The sequence below is a fragment of the Pseudoalteromonas sp. GB43 genome, assembly GCF_054923805.1.
Genome location: NZ_JBPCHJ010000001.1, coordinates 2,930,733 through 2,950,488, shown reverse-complemented (window position 1 = coordinate 2,950,488; position 19,756 = coordinate 2,930,733). Strand labels below are relative to the sequence as shown.

Annotated in this window: 18 protein-coding genes and 3 pseudogenes; 7 read left to right on the top strand and 14 right to left on the bottom strand. The window is 41.9% G+C overall.

The features are described from left to right. The first annotated feature begins 174 nt into the window (after nt 1-174). Nucleotides 175-2,289 carry a sensor domain-containing protein gene (locus ACRWSG_RS14015; protein WP_371352126.1) on the top strand — a complete coding sequence of 705 codons (2,115 nt, stop codon included), beginning with the start codon at nt 175-177 and terminating at the stop codon, nt 2,287-2,289. Here ACRWSG_RS14015 and ACRWSG_RS14010 read toward each other — a convergent pair. Continuing rightward, the gene (locus ACRWSG_RS14010; protein ID WP_228482643.1) at nt 2,286-2,492 is read right to left on the bottom strand and encodes a hypothetical protein; all 207 of its coding nucleotides are present in this window, start codon (nt 2,490-2,492) and stop codon (nt 2,286-2,288) included. The two genes, ACRWSG_RS14015 and ACRWSG_RS14010, sit on opposite strands and share 4 nt — an antisense overlap. Before the next feature lie 208 nt (nt 2,493-2,700). Here ACRWSG_RS14010 and ACRWSG_RS14005 point away from each other — a divergent pair, with 208 nt between their 5' ends. After that, on the top strand, nt 2,701-3,177 hold the full coding sequence (locus ACRWSG_RS14005; RefSeq protein WP_138599010.1) for a DUF4234 domain-containing protein: 477 nt from the start codon (nt 2,701-2,703) through the stop codon (nt 3,175-3,177). Between the two features lie 61 nt (nt 3,178-3,238). Here the strand turns inward: ACRWSG_RS14005 and ACRWSG_RS14000 are convergent, their stop codons facing one another. The 8 genes from ACRWSG_RS14000 to efpL form a co-directional block, all read right to left on the bottom strand. Next, complete coding sequence (locus ACRWSG_RS14000; protein WP_462166560.1) at nt 3,239-4,072, bottom strand: DUF58 domain-containing protein; 834 nt, start codon at nt 4,070-4,072, stop codon at nt 3,239-3,241. A gap of 23 nt (nt 4,073-4,095) precedes the next feature. Next, nucleotides 4,096-4,557: a hypothetical protein gene (locus ACRWSG_RS13995; protein WP_462166558.1), complete on the bottom strand. Its 462-nt coding sequence runs from the start codon at nt 4,555-4,557 to the stop codon at nt 4,096-4,098. Beyond that, complete coding sequence (locus ACRWSG_RS13990) at nt 4,554-5,537, bottom strand: AAA family ATPase (RefSeq protein ID WP_054553208.1); 984 nt, start codon at nt 5,535-5,537, stop codon at nt 4,554-4,556. The genes ACRWSG_RS13995 and ACRWSG_RS13990 overlap by 4 nt, the downstream gene beginning before the upstream one ends. Beyond that, nucleotides 5,534-6,682 (bottom strand): DUF4350 domain-containing protein, encoded by a 1,149-nt coding sequence (locus ACRWSG_RS13985; protein WP_462166557.1) that lies wholly within the window; start codon nt 6,680-6,682, stop codon nt 5,534-5,536. The genes ACRWSG_RS13990 and ACRWSG_RS13985 overlap by 4 nt, the downstream gene beginning before the upstream one ends. Then, nucleotides 6,672-8,135, bottom strand: coding sequence for a hypothetical protein (locus ACRWSG_RS13980; protein WP_462166556.1), 1,464 nt, complete (start codon nt 8,133-8,135; stop codon nt 6,672-6,674). Before ACRWSG_RS13980 ends, ACRWSG_RS13985 begins: the two co-directional genes overlap by 11 nt. After that, the gene (locus ACRWSG_RS13975) at nt 8,125-9,075 is read right to left on the bottom strand and encodes a stage II sporulation protein M (RefSeq protein ID WP_054553211.1); all 951 of its coding nucleotides are present in this window, start codon (nt 9,073-9,075) and stop codon (nt 8,125-8,127) included. Before ACRWSG_RS13975 ends, ACRWSG_RS13980 begins: the two co-directional genes overlap by 11 nt. Next, nucleotides 9,072-9,800 (bottom strand): RDD family protein, encoded by a 729-nt coding sequence (locus tag ACRWSG_RS13970; RefSeq protein ID WP_462166554.1) that lies wholly within the window; start codon nt 9,798-9,800, stop codon nt 9,072-9,074. The genes ACRWSG_RS13975 and ACRWSG_RS13970 overlap by 4 nt, the downstream gene beginning before the upstream one ends. A 145-nt stretch (nt 9,801-9,945) precedes the next feature. Further along, nucleotides 9,946-10,518 (bottom strand): elongation factor P-like protein EfpL, encoded by a 573-nt coding sequence (gene efpL, locus ACRWSG_RS13965; RefSeq protein WP_054553213.1) that lies wholly within the window; start codon nt 10,516-10,518, stop codon nt 9,946-9,948. Between the two features lie 190 nt (nt 10,519-10,708). Between efpL and ACRWSG_RS13960 the strand changes: the two genes are divergently transcribed. Continuing rightward, the gene (locus ACRWSG_RS13960) at nt 10,709-11,095 is read left to right on the top strand and encodes an MmcQ/YjbR family DNA-binding protein (RefSeq protein ID WP_462166553.1); all 387 of its coding nucleotides are present in this window, start codon (nt 10,709-10,711) and stop codon (nt 11,093-11,095) included. 13 nt (nt 11,096-11,108) lie between these two features. Here ACRWSG_RS13960 and ACRWSG_RS13955 read toward each other — a convergent pair whose 3' ends face one another. From ACRWSG_RS13955 to fadI, 5 genes and pseudogenes are all read right to left on the bottom strand, one after another. Beyond that, entirely contained in the window at nt 11,109-11,639 is a 531-nt protein-coding gene (locus tag ACRWSG_RS13955) for a GNAT family N-acetyltransferase (RefSeq protein WP_054553215.1), read from the bottom strand. 112 nt (nt 11,640-11,751) lie between these two features. Beyond that, nucleotides 11,752-12,054: a helix-turn-helix domain-containing protein gene (locus tag ACRWSG_RS13950; RefSeq protein ID WP_054553216.1), complete on the bottom strand. Its 303-nt coding sequence runs from the start codon at nt 12,052-12,054 to the stop codon at nt 11,752-11,754. A 5-nt stretch (nt 12,055-12,059) separates the two neighbouring features. Continuing rightward, nucleotides 12,060-12,410 carry a type II toxin-antitoxin system RelE/ParE family toxin gene (locus ACRWSG_RS13945; protein ID WP_058586352.1) on the bottom strand — a complete coding sequence of 117 codons (351 nt, stop codon included), beginning with the start codon at nt 12,408-12,410 and terminating at the stop codon, nt 12,060-12,062. Between the two features lie 146 nt (nt 12,411-12,556). Next, nucleotides 12,557-14,781 (bottom strand): annotated as a pseudogene (fadJ, locus tag ACRWSG_RS13940) (fatty acid oxidation complex subunit alpha FadJ). After that, nucleotides 14,781-16,093 (bottom strand): annotated as a pseudogene (fadI, locus tag ACRWSG_RS13935) (acetyl-CoA C-acyltransferase FadI). Before fadI ends, fadJ begins: the two co-directional pseudogenes overlap by 1 nt. Nucleotides 16,094-16,429: 336 nt before the next feature. On the opposite strand from fadI, the pseudogene ACRWSG_RS13930 reads away from it, so the two are divergent. From ACRWSG_RS13930 to ACRWSG_RS13915, 4 genes and pseudogenes are all read left to right on the top strand, one after another. Further along, a pseudogene (locus ACRWSG_RS13930) lies at nt 16,430-17,387 on the top strand (AAA family ATPase). Between the two features lie 3 nt (nt 17,388-17,390). Continuing rightward, nucleotides 17,391-18,335 carry a DUF58 domain-containing protein gene (locus tag ACRWSG_RS13925; RefSeq protein ID WP_462166552.1) on the top strand — a complete coding sequence of 315 codons (945 nt, stop codon included), beginning with the start codon at nt 17,391-17,393 and terminating at the stop codon, nt 18,333-18,335. Between the two features lie 58 nt (nt 18,336-18,393). Next, nucleotides 18,394-18,777, top strand: coding sequence for a DUF4381 family protein (locus tag ACRWSG_RS13920; protein ID WP_462166551.1), 384 nt, complete (start codon nt 18,394-18,396; stop codon nt 18,775-18,777). Further along, nucleotides 18,770-19,756, top strand: a complete 987-nt coding sequence (locus ACRWSG_RS13915; RefSeq protein WP_462166549.1) for a vWA domain-containing protein — start codon at nt 18,770-18,772, stop codon at nt 19,754-19,756. The genes ACRWSG_RS13920 and ACRWSG_RS13915 overlap by 8 nt, the downstream gene beginning before the upstream one ends.

The following is a 19,756-nucleotide window of genomic DNA, read 5'->3' as shown; positions in this document are numbered from 1 at the left end:
CGAACGCGAGCTTAGATTAGATTAATTGTTGCGAATTAAAGTAATGCATTAATGACAAAAATAATAAAAATGATTTCTGCTTTTTTAACAATAAGTATGGCTGGGGTTTTTTCTGCATCTGCCAGCCCCATAGAGCTTGAACAGAGCACATTGTTGCTTATTCCAAGTGCTATCATGATGCTGTTATTGCCATACTTATTATTCATAATTTTTAAACTAAAACGCTCTCGACAGCAACTTCGTATCTCAGAACATCGTTTAAAAAGTACCGTAGAAGGTAGTGGTGACACCCTCTGGGACTGGAATATTAAAACCGGCGAGGTGCTACGAATTAATGATAAATACACTTCAGATACAAATAGTAGCAGCGGCTTTCCCCCTAATCGCGAATTAATTCACCCACACGACTTACAACACGTCGAAACAGCTCTTAAAAAACACTTCGCCGAGCATACCGCTTTTTTTGAAGCGAGTTACCGCATTAAAGACAGCTTTGGTCGTTGGCACTGGGTACTAGATCGCGGCAAGATCATCGAAAAAGACGCAAACCTCAACCCTTTGCGTATGACTGGCACTGTAAGAGATATTTCTCAGCTGAAATCAACAGAAGCACGTTTAAACCTATTCGCTAAATGCGTTGAGTCGCTAACTGACGCCATCGCTATTTACGATAAAAACTTCAAATTGGTTGACTTAAACCCAAGTTTTTTAACACTGTTTGGTGGAACACGAGAGCAATACTTAAAGAAAGATTTTACCTTAAATGGCTATGACCAAAGCTATGTAGATGAAATTAAAGCCACCGTAAAAGCGACAGAACACTGGCAGCAAGAGGTAAAACTTCGCAATGCGAAAAGACAGCTGTTACCAATTGAAATTTCAATTGATGAAATCAAAAATGAGCACAACCAAATATGTAACTACGTAGTTGTTTTTTCAGATGAAACTGAGCGTAAAAAAGCAGAATCACAATTACATAACTTATCAAACCGTGACCGTACAACGGGCTTACCTAACCGAAACTTGTTTTTCACCAATCTGAAAAAGCTCGCTAAGCAAGATAATCATCACGCTTTGTTAGTGTTTGACCTAGATAACTTTAAGAAGATTAACGACTCTCTGGGTCACCAACTTGGTGATAGCTTATTGTCTAAGCTTGCGATGCGCTTGAATAAGTTAACCCGCGAAAAAGATGTGTTTTATCGTCTTGGCGGGGATGAGTTTGCGCTCGTAATGTCGGGCACCAACGATATTCATACTATCACTCGCATGGCTAAACTCTTTTTAGCCGCAATTGCTACACCTTTTAATATGGCAGGCCATGAACTAGTGATCACCTCAAGTGTCGGTATTGTGCTGTTTCCTGAAGATGGTAATACCCCCGAGTTATTACTTAAAAATGCGGATACAGCCATGTATCACGCTAAGAAAAAAGGTAATAGCTATCTGTTTTTCAACGACACAATGAACCGTGAAGCGGTTAAACGCTTACAAATCGAAAATTTAATGCGTTACGGTCTAAAAGAAGACCACTTTGAAGTGTACTACCAGCCAAAAATGAATATTCGTACAGGTAAACTAGATGGTATGGAAGCCTTGGTACGCTTCATTACCCCGAAAAAAGGTGTAATTAGTCCAGGTGTGTTTATTCCTATTGCTGAAGAAACTGGGCAAATTATCGAAATTGGTGAAGTTGTTTTAAACAAAGCATGCCGCGATGTAAAGGCGTGGATTGACCAAGGGTTATTCAACGGTCGTGTTGCAGTGAACTTATCCGCTAAACAGTTCAGCTTGCCCGATTTAACCACCCGTATTGATGTGATTTTGCAAAAGAATGAACTGCCCTCTTACTTCCTTGAACTTGAGATCACCGAAGGTACGGTTATGGACGACCCAAACGAAGCTATTTCTGTCATGCGCTCACTCAGTGCCCGAGGTATTCACCTTGCAATGGATGACTTTGGTACAGGCTACTCATCGTTAGCTTATCTAAAACAGTTCCCGCTTAATACTTTGAAAGTTGATAAAGCCTTTATTGACGACATGCAAACAGAACGTGGCCGGAATATGGTCGACTCGATTGTAACCATTGCTCATAACCTTGATTTACATGTGGTTGCAGAAGGCGTTGAACAAGCCGAACAAGTCATGATGTTAGAGCAGTTAAAATGTCAGACGGTACAAGGTTACTATTACTCAAAGCCACTATCACAGCCAGAATTTACCGCCTTCTTACAAAAGCAACTCGATAAATCTGCGCCGAGCCTACTAAAAACAGCAAAAGCTTAAGGTCGCCAGCCACACGATTGATGACCAACGTGACGCACAAATGCGCGGCGGTAGTGCATGTTAAATAAACACCAAGCAACAGGACCAAGCACACCGCCTAACAGCATCCAGCGCTTTACCGGCATTCCTTTAGACAGAGACTCTAAATACATCACCAAAATAAATACACAACTCAAAAAGATAAATAACACACAGCACCTCATAAAAATCAGCGGCAGTGTACATAATTTCAGCAAGCTTTAAAACTTCACTCATGCTATAACCTCTATAAGGCTTATTTATACTGGCCTTTATGTTACAAAGCTTTACTTTCTAGGCTGTTGAAATGATGTACAAAAAGCAACCTCACTGTTATTATCGATGCGTGCTATCAGCACAAAGGAATATAAAAAATAATTATGAGGAATCGTTATGTCTGAAGAATCAGCTAACATCTATGAAGCACCAGAAGCTGAGCTTACTCAGCAAAACAACGGTGGTAATAAACCTATTTTAAACTTTGACCGCTTCTCTGCTTGGGGCGTGTTCTTTTTATGCCTTTTCACATTTGGTATCTATAGTGTTTATTGGTTAGTGAGCCGAACTAATAAAGCCAATGCATTAGCAGAAAACCAGATAAGCCAAGGCTTAGTTTATGGCTATGTTGCTTTGTACATTGTGAATATTGTGTTGTCTTTTGCAGGAGTTTCACCTGAAATTGGTGGTATTGTGTCACTGATTTCGTTTGTTGTTGCCATTGTATTAATTTTCTCTCTTCGTACATCGATTAAAGAGTTAATTAATGAAGGTAGCAATGAACCAGTTCATTTAGGTGGTATTTTAACGTTTTTCTTTAACGTTATTTATTTCCAATACAAAATTAACGAAGCTATTGATAATCAAAAATAATCGTTTCGTTATTTAATAAAAAAGGCATTGAATTCAATGCCTTTTTTATTGCCGGTTGGTATTACAATGCCCCGGAGTGCTTCACATTTAAATAGGTGTTAAGCACATGCGGCAGTAGCTGCTCAGGGTTACAGTCTATGGCTATCACCCCCTGTTTTTTTAGCTTCGCCATATTGGCTTTATGTGAATTTAGTAGTGCTAATGCTGCACAGTAACTGGTTGCATCTTCGTACTTTTCAATAGGCTCATCGAGCACCTCATTTACAGCACGGTTATTAATATTAATAAGTGCCACTAAGTGGTGTTTTTGTAATAGCTTAATTGCAGGCATTAACTCATCAATGCTTTGCTCATCAAGGGTGGTAACTAATAACACTAAAGAGCGCTTACTGCGCTTGGCGATTAATTGGTTTACAGCCACTAAATAGTCACTGCTGCTCTTATCTGGGTATAGATCATAAAAGTGATTCATTACCCGTGATACATTCTGCGCACCCTTTACATCAGGTAACCAACGCAGATTTTGGTTAAAGCTTTGCATGCTAAACCAATCACCTTGCTTTAAAACTGTGTGCGACAGCAGTAATAATGCATTTAAAGCATGATCAAAGTGGCTGCCTTCATTAGCTTCAATGGCCATTTTTTTAGAAGCGTCTAGCATCACTATGACATGTTGATTTTGCTCTTCTTGATACTCACGAGAAATGAGTTTTCGGCGCTTACTGGTCGCTTGCCAGTCTATCTGTCTAACACTATCACCTTGGCGATATTCGCGTAATTGCTGAAATTCGATACCATCACCGCGCTTTTTAGTGAGCTTTAAGCCTGAAATAGGCTTATTCACTACGCCATTTAAATGCTGCTTTGAAGTCACACGGCTAAAATCGGGATACACTTTTAGTTGAATCGCTTGCGCAGCTAGCCAGTTTGTTTGCCAAGGTCAAATGGCGACCCAACTCTAAGTTCAATGGCACTGATCTGCGCATCGCCTCGCTTGTGAGCGCGTAATGTAAAGCTCTGCTTTGCTTGTTGCATTGCATCAATAAACACCGTTTGCTGTGGCTTTTGCAGCTCAATTGCATTGCTCAAATGAACACTGACATCTAGCATGGTCGCATGCTTCGCTTTGTTTTTAATCACTATCTGCAAGGGTTGGCGTCGATACAAAGCCATGTTGAGGTTCGTTTGTGCGCTTACTTCAAGTAAAGGCTCTGACTTTGCCGCCATATAATCGAAAAATGCGACCAATAAAGGCACTAGGAGCAAGGCCGTTAACACTAAGCTGTCAACCGATGCAATGGCACAGACAAACAACAATAACAGCAACAAAGCTGTTAATTGTACTAAGCGTTTTGCAGGTCTATGCTTGATGCGATTCATGAGCGCGGCGCTTCAACACTGGCTAAAATGGCATTGATCACTTCATCAAATGACACTCCTTCCAGCTCCAGATCAGCCGATAAAATTAATCGGTGCCTTAAAATATTCACTGACACTGACTTCACGTCATCTGGGGTTACAAAGTCACGACCATTCATTAATGCCATTACTTTTGCGGCTTTAATAATATTAATTGAGGCACGTAACCCTGCACCGTGCAACACGCCCTGCCAAGTTCGTGAACTACGCACGATATCAACGGCATAATTAAGTATTTGTTCATCGACTAAGATATCTGCACAAAGCTGTTTAATTTCCGCAATACGCTTAGCATCTAATACTGCTGGCAGCTGCTCTACTTTGGTTTCATTAGACACAATTTGTGTATTCAGTTTTAAAAGCTCAACTTCCGATTCATGAGAAGGAAAACCAAGCTCAACTTTCATCATAAAGCGGTCTAATTCAGCCTCTGGCAGTGGATACGTCCCCTCTTGATCTAATGGGTTTTGAGTCGCTAATACCATAAACGGTGAATCAATAGATAATGACTCCCCATCAATGGTGATTTGTTGCTCTTGCATCACCTCAAGAAGGGCTGATTGCGTTTTTGCGGGTGCACGGTTGATTTCATCAGCCAGTAAAATATTAGTAAATGCTGGGCCTTTTTTGATATTAAATTCACCTGATTTCATATCATACAAACTATGGCCAACAACATCTGAAGGCATTAAATCCGGTGTAAACTGCACTCGCGAAAAATCTACATTTAAGCTTTTTGCTAATGCTCTAACCAGTAGCGTTTTGCCAAGCCCTGGAACCCCTTCAAGTAACACATGACCACCCGCAAAGAGTACCGTAAGCACATCTTCAACAATGGCATCTTGACCGACTAACACACGCGAAATGTTATGCTTTACTTGTTTTACTGCATCAGCTGCCTCAACTAAGCTCATGCGATTAGTGTCTAATTCCGTGCTCATAAGGCATTCCTTAATTGTTTAAATCGTTTTATATATTCTGTTCGTTGTTCTTTTGACTCAGGCAACTTGCTAGCAAGCAACTCTGCCACCTGTTGTTTTTCAAAATGAGTTAAATTAGCGATGATCTGCGCCTGTTTTTCAGCACTAAGCATTTTAAAATTAGGTACTCGCGACTCAACTTTGGCGTAAAAATCTTTTTCTAGAGCAGTAAATAACACGGCTTCGTGACCATGCTCAGAATAAAAGTTTGCTACTGCTCGAATATGCTGATTAAAGCTGGTTTTTACATCGAAGTCAGGAGCATAAGAGCGGCCGATGCGACTACTGATATGCCATACTGCAAGCACAATTAATAACAGCAACGTCACCACACATTGCCAGCTCCAGTGCCATAATTTGGCAAACCAATTTGGGTAAGTCAGGTAAGGTACATAGGTTACTTTTTTAGCCCCTTTACTTAACCAAAGTAATAAGCTGCCATGATCAAGGTGGCGAAGTCGGTAATTAGTAAAAGGTAACAGCGATGGCATCACAATGACTCGACCTTGACCAAACGCAAAGTCACACATTAGGGTGTTACCGTTATCATTATTAGTACTCACACCGGGGCAGTTTTCAATAAAAAAGGCACGGCTTAGCTCAAGATCAAGCTGAGTGTTTTCATCAATTGAGAGCGTACTATTTTTATGCCCCTCTTTGAGCATTGCAAAATCATATTCAAACACATCTTCTTGGCTTTCTACATTAATACCAAGCTGACTAAAAAATACGGTGCTATCAATTGCCAGCTCATCACGTTGCCTGTTTAATACATAAATCAAGCGTCCGCCTTCAGCGACCCAATCAGCCAGCTGTACATCTAACAGGTAAGAATCAGCAAGCACTGCCTCATCTAAAATTAAGATACTTTGTGGGTCTATGTTTAACTCATCACTTTGAGCTTGCTCTGCCAAGCGCTTGTTTTTATTCCAATCGATACCATTGGCTTTAAGTAGCCGTTGAGCCATCGTAAAGTTATCTTTTGCGACATCACTATGAAAGCCAATCTCTATTTCTTTTTTCTGCCAATCTAAAGAGGCAATACCCGCAATAACAAATAAGCTAAACAATACGAGCGCCGCAATAAGCACAACCTTAAGCTTCATGGGCTTGCTCCTTAGTCTCTGCTGTCATAGCTGTAATTTGCTCAATCAGCTCGATAAAGTCGATATCAGGGGTTTTATGGCCCCAAGCGACCGTGACCCACGCAGAAAATAAGCGAGCAAAAATTGCTTGCCCTTGATTTGGCACCCTAGCATCAATTGCACGTTTACATTCGCGCTCAGTCATCGAGCGGTGTAAGCGCACTTCATGTCGTTGCTGCGCCCAACTCAGCGCATGATGAAGCAAATACGCCAGCGCCAAGCGGTGCTGCCCTTGCTCAAAACACTGCTTTGCAGCAGCAATTAAATCAGTAGGTAAATCCTTACTTTTAATTTCTGCAAATAAGGTTGGAATCACTGGCTGTTCATTCACTTTACTGCGCTCAGGCAAGCTTAAGTTGGCAAAAAAGCCACGCTTTTGCATCAGGTAATACACTAGCCAAATAACTAATAAGCCGACCAATACCCAAACTAACACGCCAAACACTTCACCAATGGCAGTAAATACATCGATAAGCCAAGACCAGTCACTATCTGATGAACTCGCTTTTGCTTCGATATTTGGCACCCACGTAGTCTCAGTTTCGATGACATTAGGCTCATTATAAAGAGCAGTAACTTGCTCTTTTACCGCTTGCTTATCGATTTGCTCTGCATAGCTTGTTGATGGTTGCAGCGTAAATGTTGTCAGCAGAAGAAGTGCTACAGCACTGACTACGCCTGCAAGACGGGTGCGAATATTTTTAAATGCCAGCTCGATATCCCAGCCCTCTAGTTCAACACGGCGGTGTAAATAAGCAAGGAAACCGCCAGTAACAAAAAGCGGCGCCACTAATGAAATACTGAAGATATAAATAAAGTTAAACGCTATCTCAACCCAGATTGGCGCTTCAAAAATTTGGTACATGGCTTCTTGTGCAGAGAATGAATGGGGCACAAGTGCAATTGTCAGTGCCGATATTCCCATCAATAAGATAAACTCAAAATGTACACAAAACAGCATCCACAATGTCTGCTTAGGCTTATTTGAAGCAAACAACACCTGCTTACGTTTGGTTTTGCGCTCACCTGATAGTCGCTCAAGTTGCTCTACGGGGGCTAAAAATGCTCTGTTTGGGCTGAGCCTAAAAACGGTTAAATGCGCAAGCATATCAGCGATTTTTAACTGCTTGAGTAACTTTAAGCTACTCATTATGCTGACTGGCTGATTGAAAACCGCTTTTGACATGTAATCAAGTAATGGTCGCTCAAATACAGGTTTAAGCCACCAAACAACAAAGCCGCCTATGCCCCAGTTTACTAGAAAGCCAACAATTAAAAATACGGGCACGGCAATCATCATCAAATACAAAGAGACCAATGCGACAGCATGCTGCTTAACTAGCAACACTGTTAAATCAAAGGTTTCGTAAGCACTGCGCTTGCGAGGATTGAAGCTAAGACGATTAAGCTCCATAGCGCATTCCCCTGTACAAGCGAAAAATGACATAAGCCCAACAGCCGCTGCCAACTAAATATTTAACTTCGTTAGCAATATCACGGGGTGACCAAAATGCTTCGATAAAAGCGGCAATGACTAACATCAAAAATGCGCCAACAATCAGTGGAAGCGCTTTTTGAGCAGCCTGTTTCATCGCATATGCGCGGGTATACTGCCCAGGGTTTAACAAGCCATAACCTATTTGACACCCAGCCGCTGAGGCAATGATGATAGCGGTTAACTCAAACGAGCCATGGGTTATTACAAACGAAAAAAACGGCCCTTCAAATCCAACATTGACAATGTGAGCCGCAACGGCACCAAAATAAAAACTATTGAACAACAAGAAAAAAGCAGCACCAACACAGAACAGAACACCACCTGCAAACATCTGAAATGCAATGCCAATATTATTGTAGATATAGACCCCGAACATCATCAGATCTTGTGATGCGCCGCGCTCAGCCGATTGAACGCTACCACTTGGGTTATACATTTGTTCGATATTAAGCACTGTACCTTGCCCTAAAAATGTATAAGCGGCATCAGGGTCAATTGTCACCCAAATAAAAGCAACTAAGGCCAATCCCCAAAATGCCAATAAGTTAATGCCAAGCATTAAACGATTTTCATACAGTGCACGTGGAAATGCCGTGCGGGCCACATGCCATATTTCAGAAAATTGATTGCTTCGAGATAAATAAAGGCGCTTTTGTCCTAATTGCACCAGCCTGTTTATTTGCTCAATCAACACTGGGCTGTATTGACGACTTTGCGCAATGGCTAAATCATTACAGACTTTGCGATACAAGTTAGGGAAATTAACAGGTAAAGACTTTGCACTATTTTGCTCGCAAAGCGCTTCAAACTCATCCCAACTGACACTATTTGATTTTACAAATTGAGTTTGCTTCATTGCTTACCCTCCTGCTGCGGGTAATCGTTATCGTGTTGAACTTGACCTGCAAAGTGGCGTGCGTAACTAACAAGCTGCGCCTCAATTTCATGCTCTGCGGCAGAAAAAGGAGTAGCTAAAATAGCTGCCAACTCACGACGCCTTGCATCAGATAGTTCATCATGACGCTCTGCAAAAGCAAGCACCGCTAATTGCTCTTCGGTGGTTAAGCTAATGGAAGGAATATGCACTTCTCCTTGTGATAATTCAGGTCGCGTTGCTAACTCATCATCGTAAATAACCATAGTGCCTGCAGCCCAATCACCAATGCGTTTAAAACGGTTGTTAAACAACATAACCACAAGGCCTAAGAAATAGCCTATAGGTAGCATATCGGCTGGGCGTAGTAAGTTACGCACTACAATTTGCGAAAAGCTTGCTGGTAAACCATTGTCTTGCACAACACGGATTTTAAGGCGTTTTTTACCCGGCGTTTGACCACTTTCCATTTCAAACAGGATGTTATAGCCCCATGAAATTAAAAAGTAAGCAATTAAGATAAGCCCCTGCCCTGCATCACCAAAGAAGGCCAATACAGTACCAACAGCAAGTAGAACCAAACTACGGATAATAAAATCGATAATGTAGGCATAGCTACGGGCAACAACGCCAGTGGGAGTAATGGCGATATCAACGCCTTCAGGGAGTTTGATGTATTCTCTGTTTTCCAATCCGTGGTTCAACATTAATCTACTACTGATAATTATTATTGTTTTCGTAAGCCGATAATAATGCGCGTTTTTCGTTCCTTTTTCAATGAATTTTGTAATGAGCGAGTTACTAATAAAGCAAAAAACCGGCAAAAAGCCGGTTCTCTAATGGACCACAGAGTTATTTTTCTGCGCGTCCCATAAATTTTTGTTCAACGGTGTTGATACGAATACGGTCACCTGTTGAAATATGCTCAGGAACTTGAATCGTTAAACCCGTTGTTAAACGTGCTGGCTTTGAACGTGCACTTGCTGAAGCGCCTTTGATTGAAGGGTCTGTTTCTTCAACAACAAGCTCAACACTTGATGGTAAATCTAAGCCAACTGGTGAGCCATCAATCACAATCACGTGAAGGCCTTGAGTTTCTTCATTAACGAATAAAATCTCTTCGCTGATCGCTTCTTTATTAAGGTTATATGGCGTGTAGTCTTCATTATCCATGAAAACATACTCTTCACCATCAATGTAAGAGAACATTGCTTCGCGACGAATGAGATCAGCAAGCTTTAACATATCGCTGTCTTTAAATGTTTCATCAACTTTACCGCCTGTTACCACATCGTATAAACGCATGCGGTATAAACTGCCACCAGCACGACCTTGTGGTACAGAACGTTGAATATCTTTAACTACTAAAACACGGCCGTTATGCTCGATAGCGGCGCCTTTTTTAACTTCACTTGCCTTAGGCATGGGTGTATTCCTATCGTTTTTTGATGACAGAAATTTACCACGTAATAGCTTTTGTTCAATAAAAATTTACAGTTTAATCTCAGAGCCTTTATTTATATTATTTTTCAGCAAATTATAACGATAGTTGTCTCCAAACTACGAAAAAGCTGCTATGTTTATAACTACGAAAAATGACTTCAAGGATTGGATCATGAATCAACACACAGTACACGAGTATTTAATGAAAAAGCCATTGGTGATGATCACCCAACCATTTGGCCAAGATGTCGACGTTTACAAGGTGAATCATAAAATGTTTGCTACCCTTGCCGAGGGCAAAGAAGGTCAAACTGACGATGAGGGAAACCTTGTATGGTGGCTAAATCTGAAATGCGATCCAGATGAAGCCCAAGCACTGCGTGATATTTTCCCGTCGGTGATCCCGGGTTATCACATGAACAAACGTTTATGGAATACGGTTATTTTAGATGGCACCGTACCACAGGGAGAGATTGAACGAATGATTGATAATTCGTTTGATTTAGTGATTGCGAATATGCCAGAAAAAGACAGAAAAGCAATTGAGCTTCATCTGTAAAATTGCGCACTGATCACGCTCTGTGATCAGTGCAACTTAAATGAAAATGATGATCGGTATACAAAACACCGCCAATAGCATACGCATCTAGTTGCTTATCGACTAACTGAAAACCACATTTCTCAAGTACTTTTTCTGAACCGATATTACCCTCGGTGACAACCGCTTTAAATTCACGCACAGCATGTTCTGATTTGGCGTAATCAAGCACCGCTTGCAAAGACTCTGTGGCATAGCCACGACCATGAAAGTTAGGCAGTAGCAAATAACCAACTTCTTGACTATCTGGCACTGTTGATGAAGTAAACCCCGTCACACCCACCTCTTTACCCGTACTGGTTTCAACAATAACTAAACAAAGTGGTGAATTCGAATTTGGCTGCCAAGGCTTTAAACGCTCATTAAACTTTGCTCGTAGTTGCGCCTCTGAGGGCTTATCGAAGCACTTCTCTATCACTTGAGCATCATTATGCAAAGTATAAAACAGCGGCCAGTCATCGGCATTTAACAGCCTTAATGTTAATCGCGCAGTGGTGAGAGTCATGGTGATTAATCGCTTTGTAAATAAACCTAGTTATAACAAACCAACTTGGTGAGTTAAATACCACTTATGGCCAATATAGAAGAAAAGCCCACATTTTTTAGACTTAACTTAGTTATACTTCAAAGCCAAAATGACTCCCGTCCGGGAGCTCAACATCAAGTCTTAAGGTACCCCCAGCAGCTTCAACATAGCGCTTTAATGATGATAATCTAACGTCACGACCTGGTTTCTCCATGTCAGATATCGTTGGCTGCTTGACGCCAAGCTCTTTCGCCATCTCACCTTGTGTTAGTTTCATATGTTCACGAAGCTCTGCTAAATGAATATTAAGAAGCATATCTGACGCCGCTTTCTTAGCTTTGGCTACCACTTCTGGTTTTTCATTCGCCAATAACTTTTCCAGTGTTCTAGCCATTATATTTACCTCTTTTCTAACTTATCTAGGTGAGCCGAATATTCACTATCAGCTATCGGGATCATTTGCTCATAAAACCTTTTTTCATTTGAGTTTTTATTACCCGCACAGAGAACAATCGCTTTTCGGTTTGGATCAAAAGCAAAAAAAGCACGTATCGGAATCCCTTTACTTTGAATCCTTAACTCCTTCATATTACTAAAACAAGAACCATACACTGTATCTGCATAAGGTCTTGCTAGCATAGGACCTCGCTCCTGAAGAACCAATAAACACGCAAGTACATTAGTTCGGTCTGTGTCATCTAAGGCGTCAAACCAATTATCGAATCTGTCGGTTGTTTCAACTAACCACATATGAGTCCTCCTTGACCATAGATTTAAATCTATATAGATAATAACCTATAGTCAAGATTTAATCCGCTCAACTTCTAACCAAGTTCGAACCAATAAAAAAGCCCCGCTCAATGAGCAGGGCTTTTAAAATTAACTAATTTAAAGAATTAGCTTTTAGTCGTTTCTTTATCATCTTCTTCTGACGCTTGCTCGCCTTCAACCACTTCTTTGGTTACTTCAACCGGATCGACAGGCTTAGCTTCAGCTACAGCCGGCTCTTCGCTTTCTGCTTGGTAAAAACGACCACCCTTTTCAGCCATTGCTTTTAACGTATCGCAAGGTGTGAAAATTGGGTTGTAGTTAGCAAAAGTCGCCATTTCTGAGCTCACTTGTGCTGCACCCAGTTTATCCATATAGCTAAATGGACCGCCTAAGAATGGTGGGAAACCAATACCAAAAATAGCACCAATATCACCATCACGCGGGCTTGCAATAATGCCATCATCTAAACAGCGCACCGCTTCATTTAGCATTTGCGCAACACAACGTTTAGCAATTTCGCTCTTGTTTAAACGAGGTGATGGCGTAACACCAAGTAGCTCGTAAACTGACTCATCCACTTTTTTATCTTTCTTGTCGTAAAGATAAAAACCACGGCCAGTCTTACGACCTAAACGCTTAGAATCGATTAAGCGATTAAAGGCATCAGGTGCTTTAAAGCGCTCGCCCAATTCTTTTTCAAGGATTGGCGCAATTTTAGAACCGATATCAATCCCTACTTCATCAAGTAACGCTAAGGTCCAACAGGGAAACCAAACTCAACCAATGCTTGATCAATCTTTTCAATTGGCTCACCTGCAAGCAGTAAATTAGCCGCTTCATTGACATAAGGCGCTAAGATACGGTTTACATAGAAACCAGCCATATCTTTAACCACAATTGGTGTTTTACCTTGCTTACGGGCAAAGTTAACAACGCGTGCGATAGTTTCTTCAGACGTACCAGCGTGTGGAATGATCTCAACAAGTGGCATTTTCTCAACAGGTGAGAAGTAATGCAGACCAATTACATTTTCGGGGCGCGCTGCATCAGCAGCAATTTGTGCAATTGGTAATGATGAGGTATTACTTGCAAAAATCGTGTTGTCTTGGCATTCACGTTCTACATCAGCCACCATACCTTGCTTTAAAGCAAGATCTTCAAACACCGCTTCGATAACGATATCAATGTGTTTAAAGCCACTGTAATCGGTGGTACCGGTAATGCGGTTCATGGTTTGTTGTAGATCAGCTTTAGATAAAATACGACGTTTTTGCTTTTTATCCAAAATCTTGTAGCTGTAGTTCATGGCATTGCTGATGCCCTTTTCAGCCACATCTTTAATGCGCACTGGAACACCCGCTTTTACAGCACTAACATGGGCAATACCCGCGCCCATGAGGCCGCCACCTAATACTGCCGCTTTAGCGATCGCTGGTGCATCATCATTACGCCACTCTTTTTTCATTTCAGTGGTTGCAAAGAAAATACCGCGTAATGCTTTTGACTCATCACTCATTACCAGCGTGGCAAAACCTTCAGCTTCAGTTTTGTATGCTTTTAACTGATCAAGTTCAACACTTGCACGAACCGCTTTAATAATGGCTAAAGGTGCTGGGTAATGACCACCTGTTTTCTTCAGCACGTTTTCTTGTGCTTTTTTGAAAATAATATTGCGGCCAAATGGGTTCGACTCAAGTAATTGGCTTAAACGATCTAACTTAGGTTTAGTAACCTTCGCCTTACCTTTCAGAGCAAACTCTTTAGCAACGTCAAGTAATACACTGTGTGGTACACAGTCATTTACTAAGCCTGTTTTCTTCGCTTGCTTAGCACGCACTTGCTTACCTGTAAGCATCCACTCAAGTGCTTTTTGCAAGCCAACTAATTTAGGTAAACGTTGAGTACCACCACCACCAGGTAATAAGCCTAACTGTACTTCTGGCAAACCAAGCTTAGTGATATCGCTGTCTGAACACACGCGATAATCACACGCTAAAGCAAACTCTAAACCGCCGCCCAATGCAGCACCATGAATAGCACTTACTGTTGGGAAAGGCAGCTTTTTCATATCGAAAAATGCTTGCTGACACATTTCGCTTAACGCTAATGCATCTTCACGACTATTGGCGCTATCAAGCATTTTAATATCAGCACCGGCGATAAAGTTATCGCTTTTACCACTGATAAATACCATGCCTTTTACTGCTTGCGCTTGTGCGTCTTTGAGTAAGGTTTTTAAATCTTCTGCAAAACTGCTGCGCAGGGTGTTCATTTTCTCACCCGGCACATCAATGGTTACAACGGCTACGCCGTCATCTGCCACTGATAAACTAAATACTGAATCTGTCATTACGCACTCTCCAATACAAAGGCTGCGCCTAAGCCACCCGCTGCACACGCAGTCGTAAGCGCTAAGCCGCCACCGCGACGATTAAGTTCATGTAAGCTTTGCGTGATCAGGCGCGCACCTGTTGCCGCAAATGGGTGACCATATGCAAGTGAGCCACCTAATACATTGAACTTGTCCATGTTAATTTCGCCGATCGCTTTGCTGCGACCTAGCTTTTCTTGTGCAAATTTATCTGACGCAAACATCTTCATATTAGCCAGTGTTTGCGCTGCAAATGCTTCGTGCATTTCGATTAAATCTAAATCAGCTAATGTGATACCTGCTCTATCTAGGGCAATTGGCGTTGAGTGCGCCGGACCCATTAGCATATCTTCATGTACACCAATTGCTGAGAAAGCAAAGCTACGTACATAACCTAGAATGTCGTAACCCAATGCTTTAGCTTTACTCTCGCTCATCATTAATACCGCAGCCGCCCCATCAGTTAATGGCGTTGCGTTAGCTGCAGTCACTGATCCGTGCTGACGGTCAAATACTGGTTTTAATTTCGCGTAGCCTTCAACGGTTGAGTTATGACGAATGTTATTGTCTTGCTCAATAAAGCTCTTATAAGGTGCAACATGGGCAGTCATTACTTCATCTTTAAGTTTACCATCAGCCCACGCCTGACTTGCAAGGGTGTGCGAACGATGTGCTAAGGCATCTTGATCTTCACGGCTGATGCTATGTGTTTTCGCCATTTGCTCTGCTGTTTGACCCATAGATAAACCAGTAGAGTACTCAGCGACCGCAGGCGGAACAGGAAGTAAATCTTTTAAACGTAATTTAGAGAAAATCTTTAATCGCTGACCAAGCGTACGTGCTTTGTTTAAATCAACAAGGCTGCCCGCTAATTTTTTACTAACCCCAATAGGTAATACAGACGATGAGTCAGCACCACCAGCGATACCTACTTGCACTGAGCCTGCCATAATTGACTCGGCTACGTTAGCAATGGCTTGGAAACTTGTTGCACACGCACGCGAAACAGAATAAGCATCAACAGAAACAGGCATACCCGTACCTAATACGATTTCACGGGCAATATTTGGCGCTTCTGGCATTTGCACTACTTGTCCAAATACAAGTTGGTCAATTTCAGATTTATCAAAGTTAAGTCGTTCAAGCATTTCGTTGACAACTAACTTACCCATATCAAGGGCTGGTACATGATGGAATGCTGTGGCTTGCTTTGCGAATGGCGTTCGCATACGTCGCTAACGATAGCGATACGATCGCCTTTTGCTGTTTTAAGTATATTTTGCTCAGACATTTATGCTCTCCCGCTGACAGGTCTGACCTGTTTGTTTTTCCTGATTCTAAAACAACCCGTGTACGAATGCCAATAGTAAGTTTTCAACCATAGGCTTTTTTCGGCCTATTTACAAAAAAACACCGTATTTATATGGTAGGCTAAAAATCCTTAAAAAATAACGAACTATTTGAGGATTTTGTGTCTAACACTTGTGTTATAACTTTTGAATCCTTATAACTTGTTAATAGCGCCCCACCACGGTACCGCGCAAATAATTTATCGGTACTGAATATAACGCATTGGCGCATAACAAAAACAATTTTTGACTCACGCTTTTAGGACAGTCTTTTTATTATGGCAGTTAACGCATTTTCACAATTAAAATCATATCTAGACACGCAAATTATCGGCCAACCACAATTAACTCAAGCACTGTTAATCGCAATTTTGGCAGATGGCCACTTATTAGTTGAAGGCCCTCCGGGTCTTGCGAAAACGCGTGCAGTCAATGCCTTAGCGAAAGGCGTTGAAGGCAGTTTCCAACGTGTACAATTTACCCCAGACTTATTACCTGCAGATGTAACTGGTACCGATATTTATCGCCAGCAAACCAGTGAGTTCGTATTTGAAAAAGGCCCATTATTTCATAACCTAATTTTGGCAGATGAAATAAACCGTGCTCCTGCTAAAGTGCAATCAGCCCTACTAGAAGCCATGGCTGAACGCCAAGTAACGGTCGGTAAAAACACCTACCCACTGTCTGATTCTTTTTATGGTTATGGCAACCCAAAACCCGCTAGAACAAGAAGGCACTTACCCACTACCAGAAGCTCAGCTTGACCGCTTTTTATTGCATTTAAGCATTGATTACCCGGGTGCTGAACACGAATTAGATATCCTACGCCTAACTCGTGGCGAGGCTATTTCTGACAAGCAAGCAACGACACAGCAAATTAGTCAAAGTGAGCTATTTGCTGCCCGTAAAGCGATATTAGGTTTGTATTTAGCTGAGCCGCTTGAGAAATACCTAGTACAATTAATTGTTGCCACTCGTGAAGCAGCTGAGCTTGATGAGCAACTTGGTCGCTGGATTGAATATGGCGCAAGCCCACGTGCAACCATTGCCCTTGATAAGTGTGCCCGCGCGCATGCTTGGCTTGAAGGCCGTGACTTTGTTGCCCCAGATGATATTCAAGCAGTGCTGCATAATGTATTGCGTCACCGTATTATCTTAAGTTACGAAGCACAGGCCGATGGCATCGGTAAAGATGATGTGATCAGCCGTATTTTAGAATTGGTGGCAGTGCCATAAGCTATGTCAAGCCAATTTGATCCAGCGGCGTGGTTAGCAGCGAGTCATAGTCAAGGCGTTAATTTATCACTCAAAGAGTTGATGTATTACAAAGCCAAAGCTCGTTTGCTAGAACTTGCGCCCAAAGTAAAAATCAAAAACAGCTTGGCTGGGCAATACCTTGCGCCTCACAAGGGGCGTGGTATGGAGTTTGCCGAGGTGCGCCATTACCAAGCCGGTGATGACATACGCTCTATCGACTGGCGTGTTACTGCACGGACTGGCGAAACCCACACTAAGCTGTTTCAAGAAGAAAAAGAACGCCCTGTTTTTGTCTTTACCGACTTTTCTAACTCGATGCTGTTTGGCTCAAAGTTACTGTTGAAGTCAGTGCAAGCGGCGCACATCAGCGCACTGGTTGCTTGGTCGGCGTGTCAACGAGGTGATCGCATCGGTGGTTTGGTGTTTAATCAGCAAGGTCATCACGAATTAAAACCGACCTCTCGAGAAAAAGCCGTGTTAAAGCTGTGTCACAACTTATGTGATATTCACAGCCAGGCTCTGACTAATATCGACCAAACAGCCACCAGCTTATTTAGCGAAAACCTTAAACGCCTTAATCATTTAGCAAAACCTGGGAGCTTGGTTTATATCGTCTCGGATTTTAGTGCCCTTGATGAAGCCAGTTTCAAACAACTTGAAATGCTGAGCAGGCACTGTGAATTGATTGGCTGCCATATTAGCGATCCGTTCGAGCACCAGCTACCTGCTTTTAAACAAACGGTGACCGTGTCGGCGAATGGCCAAGAGCTTGCTTTACCGCTAATGGATAAGCAATTTCGCGAGCGCTTTGCTAAGTCTGCCGAAGCGTCGTTTTCTAATAGATTAAAACGCTTACAAAAATCTGGGCTTAGTTTAATTTCATTCAGTGCAGCCACGCCTCTTGAGCTGCAATTAGTGAGAAAGTAACAATGCAAAAAAATCCGCTAGATGGCTTACATGATGTCATTGCACCGACCGAGGTTGCATGGTGTCACTTGCTCCAATTTGGTGGCTAATTATCGCCTTAGTTGGTTCGTTATTAATTATCGGCTTAGTGCTTTTATATAAAAACCAGCAATTTAAAAAAGCCAAAAAACAAGCCATTAAGATAAGTAAAACCCTTAGTGATGATGACGCGCAAGAGCTACACATTATTTTAAAACGCTTAACTCGTCATTATTACAGCAGTCAGCTTGCTTCTCAGCCTTTGGCTAAGTGGTCAGAAAGTTTATCTAAACTCAGTGGCGACAACTTTAGTTACGATGAACTTATGCCGCTTTATCAACAACAAAGTAATAATGCTGAGCTCGGGGCTAAATTACGCAGTGCTATTAGCAACTTTAAACTCAAGGAGCCAATTAATGTTTGAGTTTAGTTGGCCATGGTGTTTTGTGCTTTTACCCCTACCTTGGTTATTAAGCCGCTTTATGCCGTTAAAGCAACAAGGGCAGTTACGTTTACGTATTCCTGGCTTTGCTAAGCTCGGCTTAAATAATCAAGCAGTACAGCAACACAGCCGAAAAGTTTCATTGCTTGAATGGGCTGTTTGGATCTCTTTAGTTGTCGCCATTGCAAACCCAACTTGGCTTGATGAACCTATCACACTGCCTAATGAAGGCCGCGATATTATGCTGGCGGTGGATTTATCTGGCTCGATGACAGAGCAAGATATGGCCTACCAGAATCAATATGTTGATAGGCTTACCATGGTAAAAGCTGTACTCAGTGACTTTATTGAACAGCGTCAAGGTGACCGCCTTGGTCTTATCTTATTTGGTGATACCGCATTTTTACAAACGCCTCTTACTCGTGATGTTAAAACCGTGAGCCAAATGCTCAGCGAAGCGCAAATCGGCCTAGTAGGTAGAGCAACAGCCATTGGTGATGCATTAGGTTTATCTGTAAAGCGTTTTGCTAATAAAGATGAAAGTAACCGTATCGTTGTACTATTAACCGATGGTCAAAACACCGCGGGTAACCTTGATCCAGAAGATGCCCTGCTGTTAGCCCGCGAAGAAGGCATTAAAGTGTATACCATAGGTGTTGGCTCAGATAGTAAACGTGGCTTTAGCCTGTTTAATATGGGTGGTATGAGTGGTGGTAACTTAGATGAAAGCCTACTCAAGCGTATTGCCGAGCAAACTGGCGGCTTATACTTTAGAGCAAAAGATGTGGCTGGTTTACAGCAAATTTATCAAGAGCTCGATAAGCTTGAGCCAATTAGTAGCGATGAACAAACGTTCCGCCCACAAATTTCATTGTTTTATATTCCACTGCTTGTGGCGCTAGGCTTAATAAGCATAGCAATGCTCGTCAGTTTTATTCGCCAATTTAAGCAGGAGAGCTAG

Coding starts and splice junctions, on each gene's coding strand:
- ACRWSG_RS14015 (WP_371352126.1), top strand. CDS start 175: ATGATGCTGTTATTGCCATACTTATTATTCATAATTTTTAAACTAAAA.
- ACRWSG_RS14010 (WP_228482643.1), bottom strand. CDS start 2,492: ATGAGGTGCTGTGTGTTATTTATCTTTTTGAGTTGTGTATTTATTTTG.
- ACRWSG_RS14005 (WP_138599010.1), top strand. CDS start 2,701: ATGTCTGAAGAATCAGCTAACATCTATGAAGCACCAGAAGCTGAGCTT.
- ACRWSG_RS13995 (WP_462166558.1), bottom strand. CDS start 4,557: ATGAATCGCATCAAGCATAGACCTGCAAAACGCTTAGTACAATTAACA.
- ACRWSG_RS13990 (WP_054553208.1), bottom strand. CDS start 5,537: ATGAGCACGGAATTAGACACTAATCGCATGAGCTTAGTTGAGGCAGCT.
- ACRWSG_RS13985 (WP_462166557.1), bottom strand. CDS start 6,682: ATGAAGCTTAAGGTTGTGCTTATTGCGGCGCTCGTATTGTTTAGCTTA.
- ACRWSG_RS13980 (WP_462166556.1), bottom strand. CDS start 8,135: ATGGAGCTTAATCGTCTTAGCTTCAATCCTCGCAAGCGCAGTGCTTAC.
- ACRWSG_RS13975 (WP_054553211.1), bottom strand. CDS start 9,075: ATGAAGCAAACTCAATTTGTAAAATCAAATAGTGTCAGTTGGGATGAG.
- ACRWSG_RS13970 (WP_462166554.1), bottom strand. CDS start 9,800: ATGTTGAACCACGGATTGGAAAACAGAGAATACATCAAACTCCCTGAA.
- efpL (WP_054553213.1), bottom strand. CDS start 10,518: ATGCCTAAGGCAAGTGAAGTTAAAAAAGGCGCCGCTATCGAGCATAAC.
- ACRWSG_RS13960 (WP_462166553.1), top strand. CDS start 10,709: ATGAATCAACACACAGTACACGAGTATTTAATGAAAAAGCCATTGGTG.
- ACRWSG_RS13955 (WP_054553215.1), bottom strand. CDS start 11,639: ATGACTCTCACCACTGCGCGATTAACATTAAGGCTGTTAAATGCCGAT.
- ACRWSG_RS13950 (WP_054553216.1), bottom strand. CDS start 12,054: ATGGCTAGAACACTGGAAAAGTTATTGGCGAATGAAAAACCAGAAGTG.
- ACRWSG_RS13945 (WP_058586352.1), bottom strand. CDS start 12,410: ATGTGGTTAGTTGAAACAACCGACAGATTCGATAATTGGTTTGACGCC.
- ACRWSG_RS13925 (WP_462166552.1), top strand. CDS start 17,391: ATGTCAAGCCAATTTGATCCAGCGGCGTGGTTAGCAGCGAGTCATAGT.
- ACRWSG_RS13920 (WP_462166551.1), top strand. CDS start 18,394: ATGGTGTCACTTGCTCCAATTTGGTGGCTAATTATCGCCTTAGTTGGT.
- ACRWSG_RS13915 (WP_462166549.1), top strand. CDS start 18,770: ATGTTTGAGTTTAGTTGGCCATGGTGTTTTGTGCTTTTACCCCTACCT.